Source organism: Mycobacterium sp. 236(2023), assembly GCF_029623955.1.
In the GTDB taxonomy this organism is placed as follows: Bacteria; Actinomycetota; Actinomycetes; order Mycobacteriales; family Mycobacteriaceae; genus Mycobacterium.
In genome coordinates this window covers 106673-123340 of the sequence record NZ_JARSBP010000005.1, presented here as the reverse complement: position 1 = coordinate 123340, position 16668 = coordinate 106673, and the positions used below count along the sequence as shown (strand labels likewise).

The 16668-nt window shown below is 66.5% G+C and carries 15 protein-coding genes; 6 read left to right on the top strand and 9 right to left on the bottom strand.

Annotated elements, in window-relative coordinates; genetic code table 11:
- Position 1: 1 nt before the first annotated feature.
- Positions 2–460, top strand: a complete 459-nt coding sequence (locus P9A17_RS21350) for a (2Fe-2S)-binding protein (RefSeq protein ID WP_278040734.1) — start codon at positions 2–4, stop codon at positions 458–460.
- The gene (locus tag P9A17_RS21345; RefSeq protein ID WP_278040733.1) at positions 457–2568 is read left to right on the top strand and encodes a molybdopterin cofactor-binding domain-containing protein; all 2112 of its coding nucleotides are present in this window, start codon (positions 457–459) and stop codon (positions 2566–2568) included. Before P9A17_RS21350 ends, P9A17_RS21345 begins: the two co-directional genes overlap by 4 nt.
- Here P9A17_RS21345 and P9A17_RS21340 read toward each other — a convergent pair.
- Positions 2552–3613 carry an alpha/beta fold hydrolase gene (locus P9A17_RS21340; protein WP_278040732.1) on the bottom strand — a complete coding sequence of 354 codons (1062 nt, stop codon included), beginning with the start codon at positions 3611–3613 and terminating at the stop codon, positions 2552–2554. The genes P9A17_RS21345 and P9A17_RS21340 overlap by 17 nt on opposite strands.
- 84 nt (positions 3614–3697) lie before the next feature.
- Between P9A17_RS21340 and P9A17_RS21335 the strand changes: the two genes are divergently transcribed.
- Complete coding sequence (locus P9A17_RS21335) at positions 3698–5236, top strand: NAD(P)/FAD-dependent oxidoreductase (protein ID WP_278040731.1); 1539 nt, start codon at positions 3698–3700, stop codon at positions 5234–5236.
- A gap of 3 nt (positions 5237–5239) precedes the next feature.
- Here the strand turns inward: P9A17_RS21335 and P9A17_RS21330 are convergent, their stop codons facing one another.
- The 5 genes from P9A17_RS21330 to P9A17_RS21310 are packed head-to-tail and all read right to left on the bottom strand — an operon-like array spanning position 5240 to position 10505.
- The gene (locus tag P9A17_RS21330; protein WP_278040730.1) at positions 5240–6469 is read right to left on the bottom strand and encodes a hypothetical protein; all 1230 of its coding nucleotides are present in this window, start codon (positions 6467–6469) and stop codon (positions 5240–5242) included.
- On the bottom strand, positions 6466–7650 hold the full coding sequence (locus P9A17_RS21325; protein WP_278040728.1) for a hypothetical protein: 1185 nt from the start codon (positions 7648–7650) through the stop codon (positions 6466–6468). The genes P9A17_RS21330 and P9A17_RS21325 overlap by 4 nt, the downstream gene beginning before the upstream one ends.
- Positions 7647–8747: an ABC transporter substrate-binding protein gene (locus P9A17_RS21320; protein WP_278040727.1), complete on the bottom strand. Its 1101-nt coding sequence runs from the start codon at positions 8745–8747 to the stop codon at positions 7647–7649. The genes P9A17_RS21325 and P9A17_RS21320 overlap by 4 nt, the downstream gene beginning before the upstream one ends.
- A gap of 58 nt (positions 8748–8805) precedes the next feature.
- Positions 8806–9648 (bottom strand): ABC transporter permease subunit, encoded by an 843-nt coding sequence (locus tag P9A17_RS21315; RefSeq protein ID WP_278040726.1) that lies wholly within the window; start codon positions 9646–9648, stop codon positions 8806–8808.
- Positions 9645–10505, bottom strand: coding sequence for an ABC transporter ATP-binding protein (locus P9A17_RS21310; protein WP_278040725.1), 861 nt, complete (start codon positions 10503–10505; stop codon positions 9645–9647). Before P9A17_RS21310 ends, P9A17_RS21315 begins: the two co-directional genes overlap by 4 nt.
- Positions 10506–10707: 202 nt before the next feature.
- On the opposite strand from P9A17_RS21310, the gene P9A17_RS21305 reads away from it, so the two are divergent.
- Complete coding sequence (locus P9A17_RS21305) at positions 10708–11736, top strand: LacI family DNA-binding transcriptional regulator (RefSeq protein ID WP_278040724.1); 1029 nt, start codon at positions 10708–10710, stop codon at positions 11734–11736.
- A 95-nt stretch (positions 11737–11831) separates the two neighbouring features.
- Complete coding sequence (locus tag P9A17_RS21300) at positions 11832–12776, top strand: NAD(P)-dependent oxidoreductase (protein ID WP_278040723.1); 945 nt, start codon at positions 11832–11834, stop codon at positions 12774–12776.
- On the opposite strand, the gene P9A17_RS21295 is transcribed toward P9A17_RS21300, so the two are convergent.
- From P9A17_RS21295 to P9A17_RS21285, 3 genes are read right to left on the bottom strand one after another with little or no spacing between them, the layout of a single operon-like run.
- Positions 12760–13953, bottom strand: coding sequence for a glycosyltransferase 87 family protein (locus tag P9A17_RS21295; protein WP_278040722.1), 1194 nt, complete (start codon positions 13951–13953; stop codon positions 12760–12762). The genes P9A17_RS21300 and P9A17_RS21295 overlap by 17 nt on opposite strands.
- 17 nt (positions 13954–13970) lie before the next feature.
- Entirely contained in the window at positions 13971–15002 is a 1032-nt protein-coding gene (locus P9A17_RS21290) for a fused (3R)-hydroxyacyl-ACP dehydratase subunits HadA/HadB (protein WP_278040721.1), read from the bottom strand.
- Between the two features lie 54 nt (positions 15003–15056).
- Positions 15057–15749: a class I SAM-dependent methyltransferase gene (locus P9A17_RS21285; protein ID WP_278040720.1), complete on the bottom strand. Its 693-nt coding sequence runs from the start codon at positions 15747–15749 to the stop codon at positions 15057–15059.
- A gap of 54 nt (positions 15750–15803) precedes the next feature.
- Between P9A17_RS21285 and P9A17_RS21280 the strand changes: the two genes are divergently transcribed.
- The gene (locus P9A17_RS21280; RefSeq protein ID WP_278040719.1) at positions 15804–16610 is read left to right on the top strand and encodes a helix-turn-helix transcriptional regulator; all 807 of its coding nucleotides are present in this window, start codon (positions 15804–15806) and stop codon (positions 16608–16610) included.
- Positions 16611–16668 lie beyond the last annotated feature (58 nt).

The window sequence follows — 16668 nt, the reverse complement described above, 5'->3', positions numbered from 1 at the left end:
CATGCAGTACGAGCTGACCGTCAACGGCGAGGACCACCGCGTCGACGTTCCGGTCGGTACCTCTCTCCTCGAAGTGCTGCGCAACGACATCGGCGACAAGTCGCCGAAGTTCGGCTGCGGGCTCGGTCAGTGCGGCGCGTGCTTCGTGCTGATCGACGGACATCCGACGCCCGCGTGCGACACCCCGGTCGAATACGTGCGCGGCGACGTACAGACTCTCGCCGGGCTCGGAAGCCCCGAGGCCCCGCACCCGGTGCAGGCCGCGTTCCTCGAGCTGCAGGCCGGCCAGTGCGCGTACTGCGTCGGCGGGATGATCGTCAGCGCCACCGCACTGCTGCGGGACAACCCCACGCCGACCCGCGACGAGGTGACGGCCGCGCTGGAACGCAATCTGTGCCGCTGCGGCACCCACCTGCGTTTCGTCGACGCCGTCCTGGCGGCCGCAGGAGCGCAGACATGACGGCCCCGGTGCCGCCGTCGCTGGCCGACAATCCGTGGATCTCGACGTGGCTGACCATCAACGACGACGGCACGGTCGCGTTGCGCGTCGGCAAAGTCGAGATCGGACAAGGGATTCTGACCGCCCTGACGCAGATCGCCGCCCACGAACTCGACGTACCGCCGGAGGCGGTCACCGCCCTGGCGACCAACACCGCGATGTCTCCGGACGAGGGACTCACGGCGGGCAGCCTGTCGATCGCGTTCTCCGGCTCCGCGGTCCGCCGGGTGTGCGCCGAGGCCCGCGAGCTGTTTCGCCGTGCGGCGGCGCACAAGTCGGGCCTCGACATCGAGCAGGTCCGGTTGGTCTCCGGAATTTTCACCACGGGCGACGGTGCCCGCATCGGGTCGTACGCGGATCTGGCGGGTGCCGTCGATCTCCATGTCCGCGTGGGTGATTCCGATCTGGTGGTCGAGGTGGCACCGCCGACGTCGAAGGATCTGGCCCGGGTGGATCTCCCCGACAAAGTGCTGGGACACGCACGCTTCATCCACGATCTCGACTTTCCGGGCATGCTGCACGCACGGGTCGTACACCCGCCGCGCATCGGTGCGCATCTCGAACACAGTGAGCTCGAAGCGATTTCGGCGATGGCAGGTGTGCAGAAGGTGGTGCGCGACGGTGATTTCGTGGCCGTGGTCGCACACCGCGAAGGGCAGGCCACCCGCGCAGCCGAGGCGCTGGCCGCAGGAGCCGTCTGGTCGGCCGGCGTCGAACTGCCCGACCCGGACGAATTGCCGGCCTGGCTGCGCACCACGGAGGCGGAGACACGCCAGATCCGCAGCGAAGGAGCGCATCACGACGACGGGGCCGTCGTGGTCAGGGGTTCCTTCTCGAGGCCCTTCCTCGCACACGCGTCGATCGGACCCAGCTGTGCCGTCGCCTATTTCGGCAACGGCCGGCTCGACGTGTGGAGCCACAGCCAAGGCGTGTTCTCGCTGGCCCGTGCGATGGCCGACGCGCTCGAACTGGACCCCGCCGCGGTGGTGATCCAGCACGTGGAAGGCCCCGGGAGCTACGGCCACAACGCCGCCGACGACGTCGCGATGGACGCAGCGCTGCTCGCGATGCGGATACCGGGGCGACACATCCGGGTCCAATGGAGCCGCGGAGACGAATTCGCCTGGGAGCCTTTCGGTCCTGCGATGTCCAGCGACGTCACGGCAAGTGTCGACGGCAGTGGGACCATCACCGACTGGTCCTATGAACTCTGGACCAACGGTCACACGGGCCGGCCCGGCTACGCGCCCCGACGCAGCATGCTGGCCGACGCCCATCGCGCCGGCTTGGCGACGCTGCCCCCCGCGGGCGATCCGCCTGCAGAGCGCGGTCACGGGTCGGCACGCAACGCCGAGCCCTACTACGACATCGCCCGGATGGACGTGACGGTCCACCGCCTGCTGACGATGCCGATCCGGACGTCCTCCCTGAGGTCCCTCGGTAGTCAGCTCAACACGTTCGCGATGGAGTCCGTGATCGACGAGCTGGCGCTGGCGACGGGTCGCGATCCGCTGCACCTGCGGCTGGCGAACCTGTCCGATCCGCGTGCCCGGGACGTGCTGGAGACCGTGGCCAATGCGGCGGGCTGGGGCACTCCGGTACCGGAGGGCCATGGCCGCGGTCTTGCGTTCTGCCGCTACAAGAATCGCGGCTCGTACTGTGCTGTGGTCGCCGACGTGGAGGCCTCGGACCGGTTGCGCGTCAGAAGGCTGACGATCGCGGTCGACGTCGGCAGGGTGGTCAACGCCGACGGGGTACGCAATCAGATCGAGGGCGGCGCGATCCAGGCCACCAGCTGGACGCTGATGGAGCAGGTTCGGTTCGGCGCGCATTCGATCACCAGCACCGACTGGGAGACCTACCCGATCCTCCGGTTCAGCGAGGTGCCCGCGGTCGACGTCCACGTCGTGGATCGCCCCGACGAGCCGCCGCTGGGCGCGGGGGAGGCGACCCAGGGTCCGGTGACCGCGGCGATCGGCAACGCGCTGGCCGACGCGCTCGGTGTCCGCGTCTACGCGCTGCCGTTCACCACAGAGAACATCGTCGCGGCCATCAACGAGACGCCTTGAGCCGCTCGGCCATCCAGTCCGCCGTGCGGTAGCGATGCGCGGCAAGCACATTGGCGCAGCCGTGGTTGCCGTCAGCCAGCAGGAGGAAGTCGCTGCCCTCGACTTCGTGGTGCAGCCGCTCGGCCTGCTGCCATGGGATGAGACGGTCCTTCTTGCCCGCGATGATCAGTGTCGGGCAGCGTAGGCTCGACGTCCGCCCGTCCATCGAGAGCGTGAGCGCCAGCGCGCGGCCCTGCTCCTCGTTCTCCGAGCGGGACCGGACGGTGAACGTCTCGCGGGTCAGGGCCGGCATCATGTCCCAGTTCTCGCCGAAACAGTAAGGCCCGCAGAGGCTTACGCATGCCTTGATGCGGTCGTCACCGCTGGCGAAGCGCGGCGCGTAGTAGCCGCCGAGGCTGACACCCCAGACGCCGATGCGGTCGGCGTCGATGTCGTCGCGGGCCACCAGGATGTCGACGAACGCCCGGCCCGGCACTTCCCAGTCTGCCCGGATGGGCAGGTCGTACTCGGCCTCGCCCTGCCCGGGCCCGTCCACGCTGAAGGTGGCCAGCCCGCGTTCGAGGAACAGGTTCTCGGTGGCGCGCAATTCCTCCTTGGTGGAATCCAGGCCGGGCACCAGGATGACTGCCGGATGGGGGCCCGGTCCTGTCGGCTTGCGCAGGATTCCGTAGATCTTCGCGCCCTCGAACGGCATCTGGATCCGCTCGCCGGGCGGATCGAGGTAGGGCAGTGCGGAATCGAGGCACCGCACCGCCGCTTCGTGTGCCGCGCGCATCTGGTCCAGATCACGGACGTAGACGAACTTCGCGAAGTGATAGACGACGGCGGCGGTGCTCAGGTGTGCGGCGGCCGAGCGGAGTCGGCCCTCGTCGAGCGCCTCGTTTCCGAGGTCCTCGTGCACCTGTGCCGCGTCCGACCACGCGGAGCACCAGTGGTCCCAGGATTCGAGGCTCGCCATGACCCGATCGAAATCCGCGGGGGGAACGCCGTTCGCGGTGAAGCGGGGTCCCCAGTGTGAGCGCGCGGAGGCGACGTATTCGTCCATGTTCCTGATCCTCGATTTCACCATTGCAATCGATTGCGGCCTCTCTTACGGTAGCAAGAAGGAAGTCCCGGCGGAAGGACGAAAGTGGCTCGCTCCACAGGAAATGCCAGTGACGTGGTCGTGGTCGGTGGCGGGCACAACGCCCTCGTGTGCGCGGCCTACCTCGCCGAGGCCGGGTTGTCCGTCACCGTCCTCGAAGGACGGGATATCCTCGGCGGCAACACCGTATCCGAAGAGCTCACCCTTCCCGGCTGGCAGCACGACTCCTGCTCGACGGCGCACGTCGTCCTCCAGTCCAATCCGTTGATCAGAGACGACGAACTCGGCCTCATCGCGAAGTACGGACTCGAATACATCGTCACCGACCCGGCGGTCGTGTTCCCCCTCGCCGACGGTGACCTGCTGACCGTGCACCCGGACCTGCACAGGACCGCCGCCGAGTTCGCCAGGTACTCGCAGGCAGACGCCGACGCGCTCGTCGCGATGATCCACGACTGGAACGCCGGGCAGCGCGTCGCACACGCACATCTGTCGGCCGGGCTCCCGCTCCCCGATACGCCGTCGTCGCGAAGCTACGAAGCGCTGCGGCAACGCAGCGCCTGGGACGTCATCGACTCGACGTTCGAGCATCCGGTTCCGCGACAGGTGATGTCCTGGATGGCGTTCGCCACGATTCAGCCGCCCGAGCGGCCCGGAACGGGTGCGCTGCCTGCCGCGATCATGGCCGGTCGGCTGGCCTTCGGCTGGACCACCCCCGTCGGCGGGTCCGGCGCACTGCCGAATTCCTTAGCCGCGCACATCACCGACCACGGGGGCACCATCGAGACGTCGGCGTGGGTGCGCTCCTATGTCGTGGAGGACGGCCGCTGCGTCGGCGTGCGGACCGACGACGGGCGTGAGTTCCGCGCCGAGCGAGCCGTCGTCGCGGGGAGCCATCTGAGCGAGCTCAGCGCCATGCTGGAGGCGCCGTCACACGTCGCCGACGAGGCAGCGCGCCTCTGGCAGCCCGGAATCCCGTTGTTTGCTGTGCATTTCGCGCTGCGCGCCGATGCCCGGTACCGGTCCGCACAGGGATCTCTCACGGCCGCGGCCGGGGCGCTGGGCTCACCGGAGGGGTTGCTCCGCCAGGTCGCCGGCCTCTCCGAGGGGCGCCTGGAAACCGACGACCCGTGGCTGCTGATCATGTCGTCGACGGTGGTGGATCCGCAACGCGCGCCCGGCGGGACATTCAAGTTCCTCACCGTGGCGCCGCAGCTGCGCGACGGCAAGCCGTGGTCGGACGCCCAGGCAGCGGACTACGCCAAGGTGCTCCTGAACATCGCACGCCGGCACATCGACGGGATCGACGACGCCGACATCCTGGCCATCAGGCCCGAGTCGCCCACCTCCCTTGCCGCCCACAACTTTTCGAACATCGGCGGATCCTGCCACGGAGGGGAGTTCGCACTCGACGACGGGACGGTCATCCCCGGTTGGATGGACTACCGGACCGACATCGCGGGCCTGTACCTGACCGGATCGACGTCTCACCCGGGTGGTTCGGTGTCAGGGCGGCCCGGGCGCAACACCGCGCGGACGGTGCTGGCCGACCTGGGTGTGACCACGACGATGACGAGCCCTTAGCTGTCAGCGCAGCCTGACGATATGCAAGCCGTGGTTCTTGTCGGAGAAGTAGATGTTGCCGCGGGCGTCGACCAGGACGTCCTCGGATTGGGTGACCAACGTCTTCGGCAGCAGCCCGCGGCGTTCGGTGGGATCGTCGGGGAGATACCAGGCGACTTCGCGCGGCAGGTACTCGTCGCTGATGTCATAGATGCGTAGCCCCGCGTTGAACCACGTCATGAACATCAGGTTGTCGTCGGCGAGCAGTTCCGCCCCCTGTGGGTGGTGCTGGTTGTGCGGGCCGAAGCGCCCACCGCGCGTGCTGAAGTTCGGATACGCCGCGTCCGGGGCGGGTTCGGGTATCGGCAGCAGCGAGATGACGCGTGGGTGCAACTCGTCGCTGACGTCGACGATGCCGGCGAAGTTATAGGCCTCCTGCTGGCGTTCGGCAATCGCTTCGGTGTTGACCAGCAACAGGTTTCGTTGCGGGAGTGGGACGACGCTGTGCATGGCGATCATGCTCGAGAACGCGGCGCCGATGTCGAGGCGCGAGACCAACGTCGGATTCGTGATGTCAGAGATGTCGAGGATGACGATGCCGGCGGCCCCGTAGCTCAGGTATGCACGGTCACCGAGGACATACGGCGGGCCGTGCAGCGAGATCCGCCGCGACGGGGTCTCCCCTGCGGCTCCGGTTAGATTGCCGCCTCCGGCGGCGGTGTACTGCTGTGGATGGAACCACATCGCCACCTCCTCGGGATGCTCCCGATCGGAGACGTCGAGGATGACATAGATGTTGCCGTCGAACCCGCGGCGGCTCGCCGTCACATGGACGTAGCGTCCACCCGTGTAGTGGTTGCGATGCACACCGTGTGCCCCGGTTCGCCACTGGCTCAACAGCTTCGGCGAGACAGGGTCACGCACGTCGAAGAAACGGATGCCTTCGTCGGAAGTGTCCGCCGGATCCCCACCCCACGCTACCGGGCGCCGTTCCAATCCCTGGACCATCAACCCCTCGGCGACCTGGACCTGCCAGGTAGCCGCTTCATCGGGACCCTCGATGGCACCGACAAGGCGCGGGTCCGCCGGGTCGGTGACGTCGAAGACGGACAGCCGCGGCTCCCAGAAGTGGGTCGCATAGAGATACCAGCGGTTTTCGACCACCTGCATCGCCAGCTTGAAGACCGGTTTGCCGCCGACATCGTGGTATCCGACGAATTCCACGCCGGCCGAGGTGAATCCGGGTGCGGTCACAAAGCAGCTTCCCGCATCAGGTCGGCCAGCTCAGGCAGCGGTTCGAGACAGAAGACACCGCCGGTGCCGCGGTCGGTCACCCAGATGAGGTTGTGCTCGTCGACGAAGAGATCGTTGGCCTGCGGCACCGGCGAGCCGGCAGGCGCCTCGCTCACCCAGTGCGCGATCTCCCGGGGATCCTCCGGATCCGTCAGGTCGTACACCCGCAGACCCGCACTGAAGTACGTCGCGAACACCACCCGGTTGCTGCGGTAGGACGCCTCCCGGTTCTCGTGGAAGTTGTGCGGCCCGAACCGTTGCGGGAGTTCGTCGAACGACGTCGCGGGTGCGGGCAGCGCGCGCAGGTACTTCGGCGCTGCAGGATCGGCGATGTCGATCAGATGGATCCGCCGTTCCTCGCCGTGGGGGCCGTCGTGCTGCTGCTCGTCGGTGACCACGAGCAGTCCGCGGTCGTGCAGCGGCATACACGTGTGCGTCGCGCCGCCCTTCCACGCCAGCCGCGACACCTCTCGGGGCTTGATCGGGTCGGTGGTGTCGAGCACGACCAGGTTGGCGTCGTCGTAACCCAGGTACGTGTAATCGCCCTCGGTCAGGCCGTGGTGGGCCGCGACCCGGTGCCCGGCCGGCCAGTCGACGGACTCGCCGCCCGCGGTCCACTGGCCCGGCCACCACCAGCGCGCGGCGAGCTCGGGCTTCTCGGGGTCCGCCAGGTCGATGGTCATCCAGATGCGGTCGGTGAAACCATCGGGAACCCCGGACATGTGGGCGTAGCGACCGCCCTCCCAGACGATGCGGTGTACGCCCTTGCCGCCCGATTCCCAGAACGAGATCTGCTCGGGCTCGAAAGGATTGTCCACACGGTAGATCGCGACGCCGGCCGAGTGCGGCCCGAGGGGCTTCTTGGGGCGGTATGGGAACCGCTCGTGGTTGACCAGTAACAGACCGTCGGCGATCTGGACCTTGTGGGTGTGGGTGTTGGCGGGCGCGTCCCACTGCGCGACAAGCTGGGGCTGGTCCGGAGCGGACACGTCGAGGATCGACGTGCCCGCTCCGCTTGTCCCAGCGTGCCCGACATACAGGGCGTTCCCGTGACGCATCACCTGCATGCCGTCGCCGCGTCCGGCCAGATCGTGCTGGCCGATGAGCCGAACCCCCTGCGCAGAAGCGGTTTCTGTCGTCACTGGTCCATTTCCGAGGGGCTGGGCCGCAGGGGGAGACCCAGGTTCTTCTGTGCACGCCACAGCGGAATCAGATCCACGTACTCGCGCCAGTTGGTGCCCGGCGGGACGACGTCGAGCTCGATCTGTTCGTCGATGAACTGATTCATGTCGGTTACATCGAAGCCGCCGTCGGCGGTGTGATAATCGGGCGCCTGCTCGGCGGCGTACGCGTCGCGGTACTCCTGCGGGAGTTCGAATCCCTTGGAGGCCATGAGGTCCAGCACGGCGTCCTTGTTGGCGACGTCGGTGATGAACTGGCGGGCCTTGAGCGTGGCCACCAGGAAGGCTGCCGCTGTCTCGGGGCTCTCGGTCAGGATCTTGTTGGCCGACCAGCCGTTCTGCGGGACCTGTCCCAGCTCCTCGAAGAGGAACTTGCCACCCTCGGCCTCAAGCAGCGCCCGGTGCCGCAACTGAAGGCTCGCGCCGTCGACCGTACCCGCGATGACCGACTGCAGGCGCTCGTTGGACTGACCGCCGGTGCTGACCAAGGTGACGTCGGTATCGGGATTGATTCCGTTGTCGGTGAGCAGCTTTCGGATCAGGAAGTCGTTGCGGCTGCCGAACTGGCCGCCGGTGATGGTCTTGCCCTTCAGATCCTCGGCCGTCTCGATGCCCTCACTCACGCCGAGGATGTTGGCCTCGCCGCCGAGATAGACGGACAGATAGCGCACGCCGGACTTGGACTTCGCGGCGGCCGCGATCGTGGTGTCGGTGTCGTAGAGGGCGAAGTCGACGGATCCGCCGATGAGTGCCGGCAGGGGGTCTTCGACGGTGACGATCTCGACCTCGTCGATCCCGACCTCTTTGAAGTAACCCTTGTCCTGAGCCACGAGCACGTCGTGGTGGAAGAGGTAGTAGGGGTTGTCGACGGCCACGACGATCTTCTTCTTCACCTTCGACGCGTCGATATCGCCGTTGATCTCGGCTTCGCTGGTGGGCAGCGCCGCGGTCGAACTCGCTCCGCCGCTTGAGGAATCGTTGCTTCCGCAGCCGCTGAGCATGGTCGCGAACGCCACGCCGGCCCCGAAAAGTGATAACAATCGTTTGCTTCTTCTCATGCACTTCTCCTTGTCGTTTACATCGTTGTAGTGACGAGCGAGGTTGTGGGACTGGTGACTACGCGACTGCGAAGTTCCGCCAGGGCGCTGCCCGGCGCTCGACCCAGCGGGTCCCCTGGACGAGACCGACCGACATGATCGCCAGGATCAGCAGGGTGCCGTACATCATCGGCGCATCGAACTGGTCGCCCGCGCGGTCGAGCAGGAATCCGAGGCCCTTGCCGCCGCCGCCAAGCAGCTCGCCGATGAGCATGCCGACCAGGCCGCGCGCGATGCCCTGGTTGATGCCGCTGATGACGAACGGCAGGGTGAACGGCAGGATCACCTTGCCGTAGAGCTGAAACTGGTTGGCGCCGAAGATCCGGCCCGCCCGAACGAGTGACGGGTCGACGGTCTTCACGCCTTCCATGCAGTTGACCATCATCGGGAACACCGCCGAGAGCACGATGATGGTGAGCTGCATCGAGTTTCCGAAGCCCAGGATGAGGATCAGCAGTGGGATGAGCGCGACGCGGGGCAGCGCCGTCATGGCCCACACGTACGGGCTCAGGATCAGGTCGACGATCCGGACGCCACCCATCAACAGGCCGAGCGGGATCCCGATCGCGCCGGCGATCAGCAGGCCGGCGGTGAAGTTCCGGACGCTGTGGACCAGCTGCGGCCAGATCACGCCATCGGCGAAGCCGTGGTAGATCGCTGCGAACATGTCGGTGGCCTTGGGGAAGAACAGCGGGTTGATGACTTCCGAAAGCGCGAGCAACTGCCAGGCCGTGAAGAACAGCGTCAGGTTGATCACCGTGATGATCGGGCTGCGGAACCTCGACCACCAACTCCGCGTGATCGTCTCGGTGACGGCCGACGATCTGGCGGTCGTAGGCGATGGCAGTGGGCCCGAGCTCATTGATCTCCTCCGGTCTTCGCACCCAGTGCCTCGGCCTGGAGCTCGCTCCAGATGTATTCGCGCAGTTGGCCGAAACGGTCGCTGCGCTTGACTCCTTCGTCGAAGCGGGACCGCGGAAGGTCGACGTCGATGATCTCCTTGACGCGTCCCGGCCTGTTCGACACCATCACGACGCGGTCGGCGAGGGTGAGTGCCTCGTCGATGGAGTGGGTGATGAACACGACCGTCTGGCCTGTCTCGGCGATGATCTTCTCGAACTCGGCCTGCATGGCCTCGCGGGTCATCGCGTCGACGGCGCCGAACGGCTCGTCCATCAGCAGGATCTCCGGATCGGACACCAAAGCCCTTGCGATTCCCACTCTTTGGCGCATCCCGCCGGAAAGCTCGTAGGGGTAGGACTTTTCGAAGCCGGTGAGGCTGACCAGCTCCAGTGCCCGGCCGATGCGTTCGGCCATGGCGTCCTTGGAGGGGCGCGGGTGCCGGTTCTCCAGCGCGAACTTGACGTTGCTGTACACGGTGCGCCACGGGAGCACCGCGTAGTCCTGGAACACCATCGTCCGGTCTGGCCCGGGCCCGGTGACGATCTTGCCGTCCACGCGGATCGTGCCTTCCAACGGCTTCATGAAGCCGGCGATCATGTTGATCAGCGTGGTCTTGCCGCAGCCGGAGGGGCCGACAATGGCAAGGAACTCGCCGCGGTAAACCTCGAGTTCCACATCCCGCAGGGCAATGAGGCGAGTTTTCTGGCGCTTGTTCTCGTAGCCGGCAGATACGCCCCGGACTTCGATCAAGGGGGACGGGTAGTTGGCAGTTTGCGGACGCGAATCGCGGGTGGCCGAGGGAGTTGCCTGGCTCATGTGCTGTGCCCAACCTTTATCTCAGGACGGCGATGTAATGCAATCGTTTGCTTATCCTGCGATGTGACGTGGGTCATGTCAATGGCGTGTTTGGGCCGGGATCCGTGTCCTGTCGGAATCGGCGGTTTCTTTGCACGTAGCCTCTGAGGACTCCATCATGGGACGACAGCCGCATGGGATTGCGGGAGAAGGGATTGCACCAGTGCAGAGGGCCACGCTCCGCGAGGTTGCGGTGATGGCGGGCGTCCATCCGGCGACCGCATCGCGCGCCTTGAACGAGCAAACCGAAAGCCTGGTCAATGCCGAGACCGCGGCCCGCATCAAGCGCGTTGCCGCCGAGATGGGCTACTCACCCAACCCGATTGCCCGCAGCCTCAAGACTTCTCGGTCCGCGAGCATCGGGCTGGTGATCCCGGACCTGACCAACCCGCTGTTCCCGCCGATTGTGCGGGGGGTCGAGGACGTTCTGCGGTCCGTCGGCTACAGCGCGTGGATCGTGAACACCGACAATCGTCCCGACGTCGAGAAAGCCGCGGTCGATTCGTTCCGCCAGCGCAACGTCGAGGGTTTCGTATTCGCCACCGCCCACCTGAAGCATCCTCTGCTCGACGACCTGGCGGCGATCTCGACGCCGATGGTGCTGGTCAACCGCCGCAATGCCAGCGCCGACATCCCTTCTGTCACGTCCGACGACGCCGCGGGCGTCGCGATGGCCATGCAGCATCTCGTCGAGTTGGGCCACACCAAGATCGTGCATCTGGCGGGTCCCCAGGACCTGTCGACCGGCGTCAACCGGCGGCGGGCCTTCATCTCCAATCTCGAAGACCTGCATCTGCCCGCCGAGAAGGGGCGGACGGTCATCTGCGAGGCGTGGAGCGAGGAGGCCGGGGCGAAAGCGATGCGCACCCTGCTGGATTCCGGTCTCGAGTTCACCGCGGTCCTGGCGGGCAACGACCTGCTCGCCCTGGGTGTGTACGACGCCCTGTCCGAGCGCGGTATGCGCTGCCCAGACGACATGAGCGTTGTGGGGTTCAACGACATGCCGTTCATGGACAAGGTGTCGCCTCCGATGACGAGCGTGCGGATCCCGCAGTACGACATCGGCGCCGAGGCCGCCCGGCTGCTGCTCGAAGTGCTCAACGATCCCGCTCGCCATCCGCGCTCACTGTTGCTGCCTCTGACGCTGTCGGTGAGGTCCTCGACGGGCCCGGTCCCGCAAGCCCGCGGCTGAGCTTTCGGCACCGGCCCCTTACAAACGATTGCACCTTGCGGATACGCGCCTGCGCGGGGCAATATTGCAACCGATTGCAGTACGAGGGAGGGCGAATGAGTGACAACGGGGCGATGAGGGTCGGCTGGATCGGCGCCGGACGTATGGGTTACGCGCTCATCGAACGTCTCCTGGCGGCCGGCGTCGACGTATCCGTCTACAACCGCACCCGGTCGAAAGCCGAGCCCTTGGCCGAGAAGGGTGCGAAGATCGTCGACACCCCCGCCGAACTCGCCGATCGCGACGTCGTGTTCGTCATGGTCTCGGCGTCGAAGGACCTGGAGACCGTGGCGATCGGTGAGGACGGTCTTCTCACCGCGACCACGTCGCCGTCGATCATCATCGACTCCTCGACCGTGTCGGCTGCGGTCTCCGAGAAGATCCGCGGGCTCGCCGCCGAGAAGGGGACCACGCTGCTGGCCGCACCTGTCAGCGGTAACCCCAAGGTCGTCCGCTCCGGCAAGCTGACGCTGGCCGTCTCGGGGCCGCGCGAGGCGTATGACCGCACCGAGCATCTTCTGTGCGCGCTGGGTCAGGGTGTCACCTATGTGGGTGAGGGTGAGGTCGCTCGTCTCGTGAAGATCTGCCACAACGTGTTTCTCGGCGTGGTCGTGCAGTCCCTCGCCGAGATCACCGTGCTCGCCGAACAGGGCGGGACCAGCAGGCAGGCCTTCCTCGAATTCTTGAACAACTCGGTCATGGGATCGGTGTTCACCAAGTACAAGTCACCGGCCTTCGTGAATCTCGACTTCACGCCGACCTTCACGAACATCCTGCTGCGCAAGGACTTTGACCTCGGCCTGGAGGCGGCCCGCGAGTACGGCGTGCCGATGCCCGTCGCGGCGCTGGCCGCCGAACTGGTGTCGTCGGCGATCGGCGCGGGACATACGACCGAGGATTTCGCCACGCTGCTGCTGGAGCAGGCCCGCCGCTCGGGAGTCGAGCTGGTGGCCGAGGACGTCGATGTCGACGACGGGCTGAGCGTCACCGCCGAGAAGTGACCGCCAGGATGCCCGCGCCGGTCAACAGCACGGCATAAAGACAGATGTACAGGTTCACCTGAACGACTTCGAGCGAATGGTCGTGGGGGAACAGGTAAAAGCCGATCCGTGGGTCGCGTAGCCGTGGATACCAGTGCGGCCAGGACCCCAGTAGGACGAACAGCGCCGCGGGTGCCGCCCACCACCCCCACGAGGTCAGCGCCCGGTTGACGAGCCAGACGAGCAGGGGCACCACCCAGACCCAGTGGTGCGTCCACGAGAACGGTGACACCACGGCGGCTGTCAGGCCGACGATCGTCACCGACAGCAGTCGCTCGTCCGCGCGATACAGGCGCAACGCGATCCAAAAGCTGACAGCCGCAACAAGAATCGCCACTGTCAACCACAGCCACGTCGGTGGATAGTGTCCGGCGAAGCGGGCCATGGCACCGCGCAGCGACTGGTTCGACGGGTGCTGCAGGTGCTCCCCGACCCGTTCCGATCGGACGAATGTGCCGCTCCAGTAGGTGCACGAATCCTGCGGCAGCAGAACCCATCCCAACGCGATAGTCGACGCAAGGGCGGCGACGGCGACGACGGCCGTCCGCCACTTCCTCAACACGAGGAAGTAGAGGATGAAGTATGCGGGCGTGAGTTTGATTCCCGCCGCGATCCCGGTGCCGATGCCTGCTAGGCGACAGCGGCCTGCGCCCAGGGTGTCGGACAGGACGAGAAGCAGCAGGACCAAATTGATCTGGCCGAAGAACAATGTCGTCCGCACCGGTTCGACGAACACACAACCCAGCGCCATCAGCAGCGAGACGCCGAGCAGCCGACGGTCCACGCGGTATCCGAGCAGGCGCCAGCTCTGGACGATGATCGCCATCAGGACCGCGACGTTGGCCGCCAGGAAGTAGTGCCGATCGGCCACCGTGGGCAGCAGCTCAAGCGGGACGAACAGCAACGCGGAGAACGGCGTGTAGGTGTAGAACAGCTCCTTGTCGACCGGCAGGTCGTACAGCGGCAGCCCGGACAGCACATGCCAGGCGCCCTTGCGGTACACGTCGAGGTCCACGCCCCCGTCGAACAGGCCCCAGTTATCCGTCGGATCGATCGTGGTCAGCGTCAGCGTCACCGACAGCGCCGCCCACAGGCCGAGAATCACGAAGACGGGCCGGCGCACCGTCAGCCGCGTCATGGCGTCGGTGGTGGTGACTAGCGGAAACGGACGTGCAGTGTGGCCAGGCCGAAGATCTTCTTGCCGGCCGACTTGGCGCCGACCAAGACGATTCCCGACCGGGTCTCCGGGTCGAGGGATTTGATCTTGCCGCTGTACTCGATGTCGGCGCCCTCTTTGGCGGGGACGATCGCCGGCTGCGACAGCCGGATCGCGTACCGGGTGACCGAGCCGGGGTCGCCCGACCAGGTCGACGCGAAGCCTGCGCCGAGGCCCATCGTCAGCATGCCGTGGGCGATCACGTCGGGCAGCCCGGCCAGTTTGGCGATGTCCTCATCCCAGTGGATCGGATTCGCGTCTCCGGCCACTCCGGCGTAGTTCACCAGGTCGCCGCGCGACAGCCGCGTGTGGTGGACGGCCAACTCGTCGCCGACCTTCACGTCGTCGAAAGACGGTGTGCCCGGAGTGCGGGTCAGTCCGCCTGAGGAGATGCGGATCTCACCGTCGGGGCGCACCTTCTTCTCGTACTCGGCGTCGGATCCACCGATGTCGAGGATGTTCATGTCGTGCATCATCGCGTTCTGCACCGCCGTCTTGACGCCGGCATCGATGTCGTCGGCGGTGACGCCGACGACCGTCGTGTGCAGCGTGTGCACCCGTTCGCCGTCGGTGTCGGTGAAGGTGTTCGTCACGGTGATGAAGTCCCGGCCAGCGGTCCGGCGCACCGAGGTCAACTCGACGTCGATGACCAATTCGTCGCCCGCGACGATCGGCCGGTGCTGCTCGAAGACCTCCTCGGTCTGCAGGTACGTGTCGTAGCCGACGACGATCTTCTCGAACATCTCGCGGTTGCACTGCATACCGGGGGTCGAGGTGAACGTCAGCGGCGCGATGACGTCGGAGTAACCCAGTTCAGCGGCCGCGGCGACATCCCAGTGCGCGGGGTGATAGTCCTGCACTGCACGGGCGTACTCGCGGAGCTTCTCGCGGCCCACGACGTAGGTGCCGTCCATCCGGTACCAGTGGCCGACGCGCGCCTCGAGCGGTGACGCTTCTGCAGGTGCAGTCATGAGACAGCACACTAACGCGCCGACGACAGGGCACGACAATCCCGGACGCCGGGGTCAGCGAGTTCGCACGCTCAGTTCGTTGCCGCGGATCGGATCGAACGGCAGAGGGATCGACCGGTAACCGTTGTCCGGGTTGCGGACGTGGGCGAGGTATTCACCCGATGCGTCGACGGCATTCTCTGCGATCACGACGGCGCCGGCGCTCAAGTGCGGTTCGACGAGCCGAAGCACAGGCAGGTACAGGCTGAAAGCCCCGTCGAGCAGGACGAGGTCGACAGTCCCCTCGATGCCGTCCCGCAGTGTGTCGAGAGCGTCGCCGACACGGATGTCGACGATGTCGGCCAATCCTGCCGCGGCCACGTTCCGTTGCGCGCGCTGGGCCTTGGTCCCTTCCAGTTCGGTGCTGATCAGCCGCCCGCCGCCGCCGTCGCGGATCGCGGCGGCCAGGTGAATGGTCGAGACACCGAAGGAGGTGCCGAACTCGACGGCGACCTTCGCCCGGCACGCACGCGTGCATACATAGAGGAAACGGCCGAATTCTGCCGAGATGTTCAGGTAGTTCTCGGCGTACTCGCGGTACACCCGCTTGTAGTCGCGCGCTTCCTCGGCGAGCAGTTTGGCGATCTCGTCGGCGGTTCCGTCGAGAGCTTCGGCCCAGTGCGCTTGCAGCGGCGCGTCGGCGGCCTCCGCCTCGGCGAACAGTCGGTCCAGCACGTCGGAGACGGGGGGTGAGGTCAAGGTGTCCATACAAGTAAGGTTTGCCTAACAAATCCGGCTGTACTACCGATAAAGTGACCGCCGATGCCGGAATCCCGCCAGCTTGCCGTCCCCCCGACCTTTCCTGCCGGCGCCCCGCACGGCGCCGGCCGGCTCACGAGCGGATTCCATGTCGGCGCGCACCGCCACACCGAGGGGCAGCTCGTCTACCCGGCCTCGGGAGCCCTGGCGACGACGACCGCGAGCGGAACCTGGGTCGCGCCGGCGAATCGGATCACATGGACGCCGCCCGGGTTCGCCCACTCGCACCGGTTCTACGGGACGACGGATGTCCGGATCGTGGTGATCCCGGTGCAGCTCTGCGGCGAGCTCGCCGGCCAGCCGGGCGTCTTCGAGGTGAATTTGCTTCTGCGCGAAGCGATTCTCGCTCTTACTGACCGCAAGGAGGCCCGCGCCGGGGCCTATGAGCGGCTGCGTGCGGTCGTGATCGACGAGCTTGTCGAGGCTGCGGAACCCTCACTGCACCTTCCCGACGCGCGCGACGACCGCCTGCGTGCCGTCACCGAGATGCTCCACGCCGACCCGGCGAGCAATGCGACCCTGGTCGAACTCGGGCGGGCCGTCGGTGCCGGCGAGCGAACCTTGAGCCGGCTGTTCGAGGCCGAGTTCGGCATGAACTTCCGCAGCTGGCGCACGATCCTGCGCATTCACCACGCCGTGGTCCACCTGACGAACGGACTGTCGGTCACCGATACGGCGATCGCGTGCGGGTGGTCGAATCCCACGAGCTTCATCGAGGCGTTCACCGCGGTCGTCGGGCAGACGCCCGGCCGCTACAAAGCCGCGCTTCGTAACGCTTTGGACCATCCAGCGGGGTTTGCTGCCGAATAACGGCCAGCCAACTAAGCTGATGTACGCAGTCGGCCTGCAACGCTATTCGAGCAGTTCG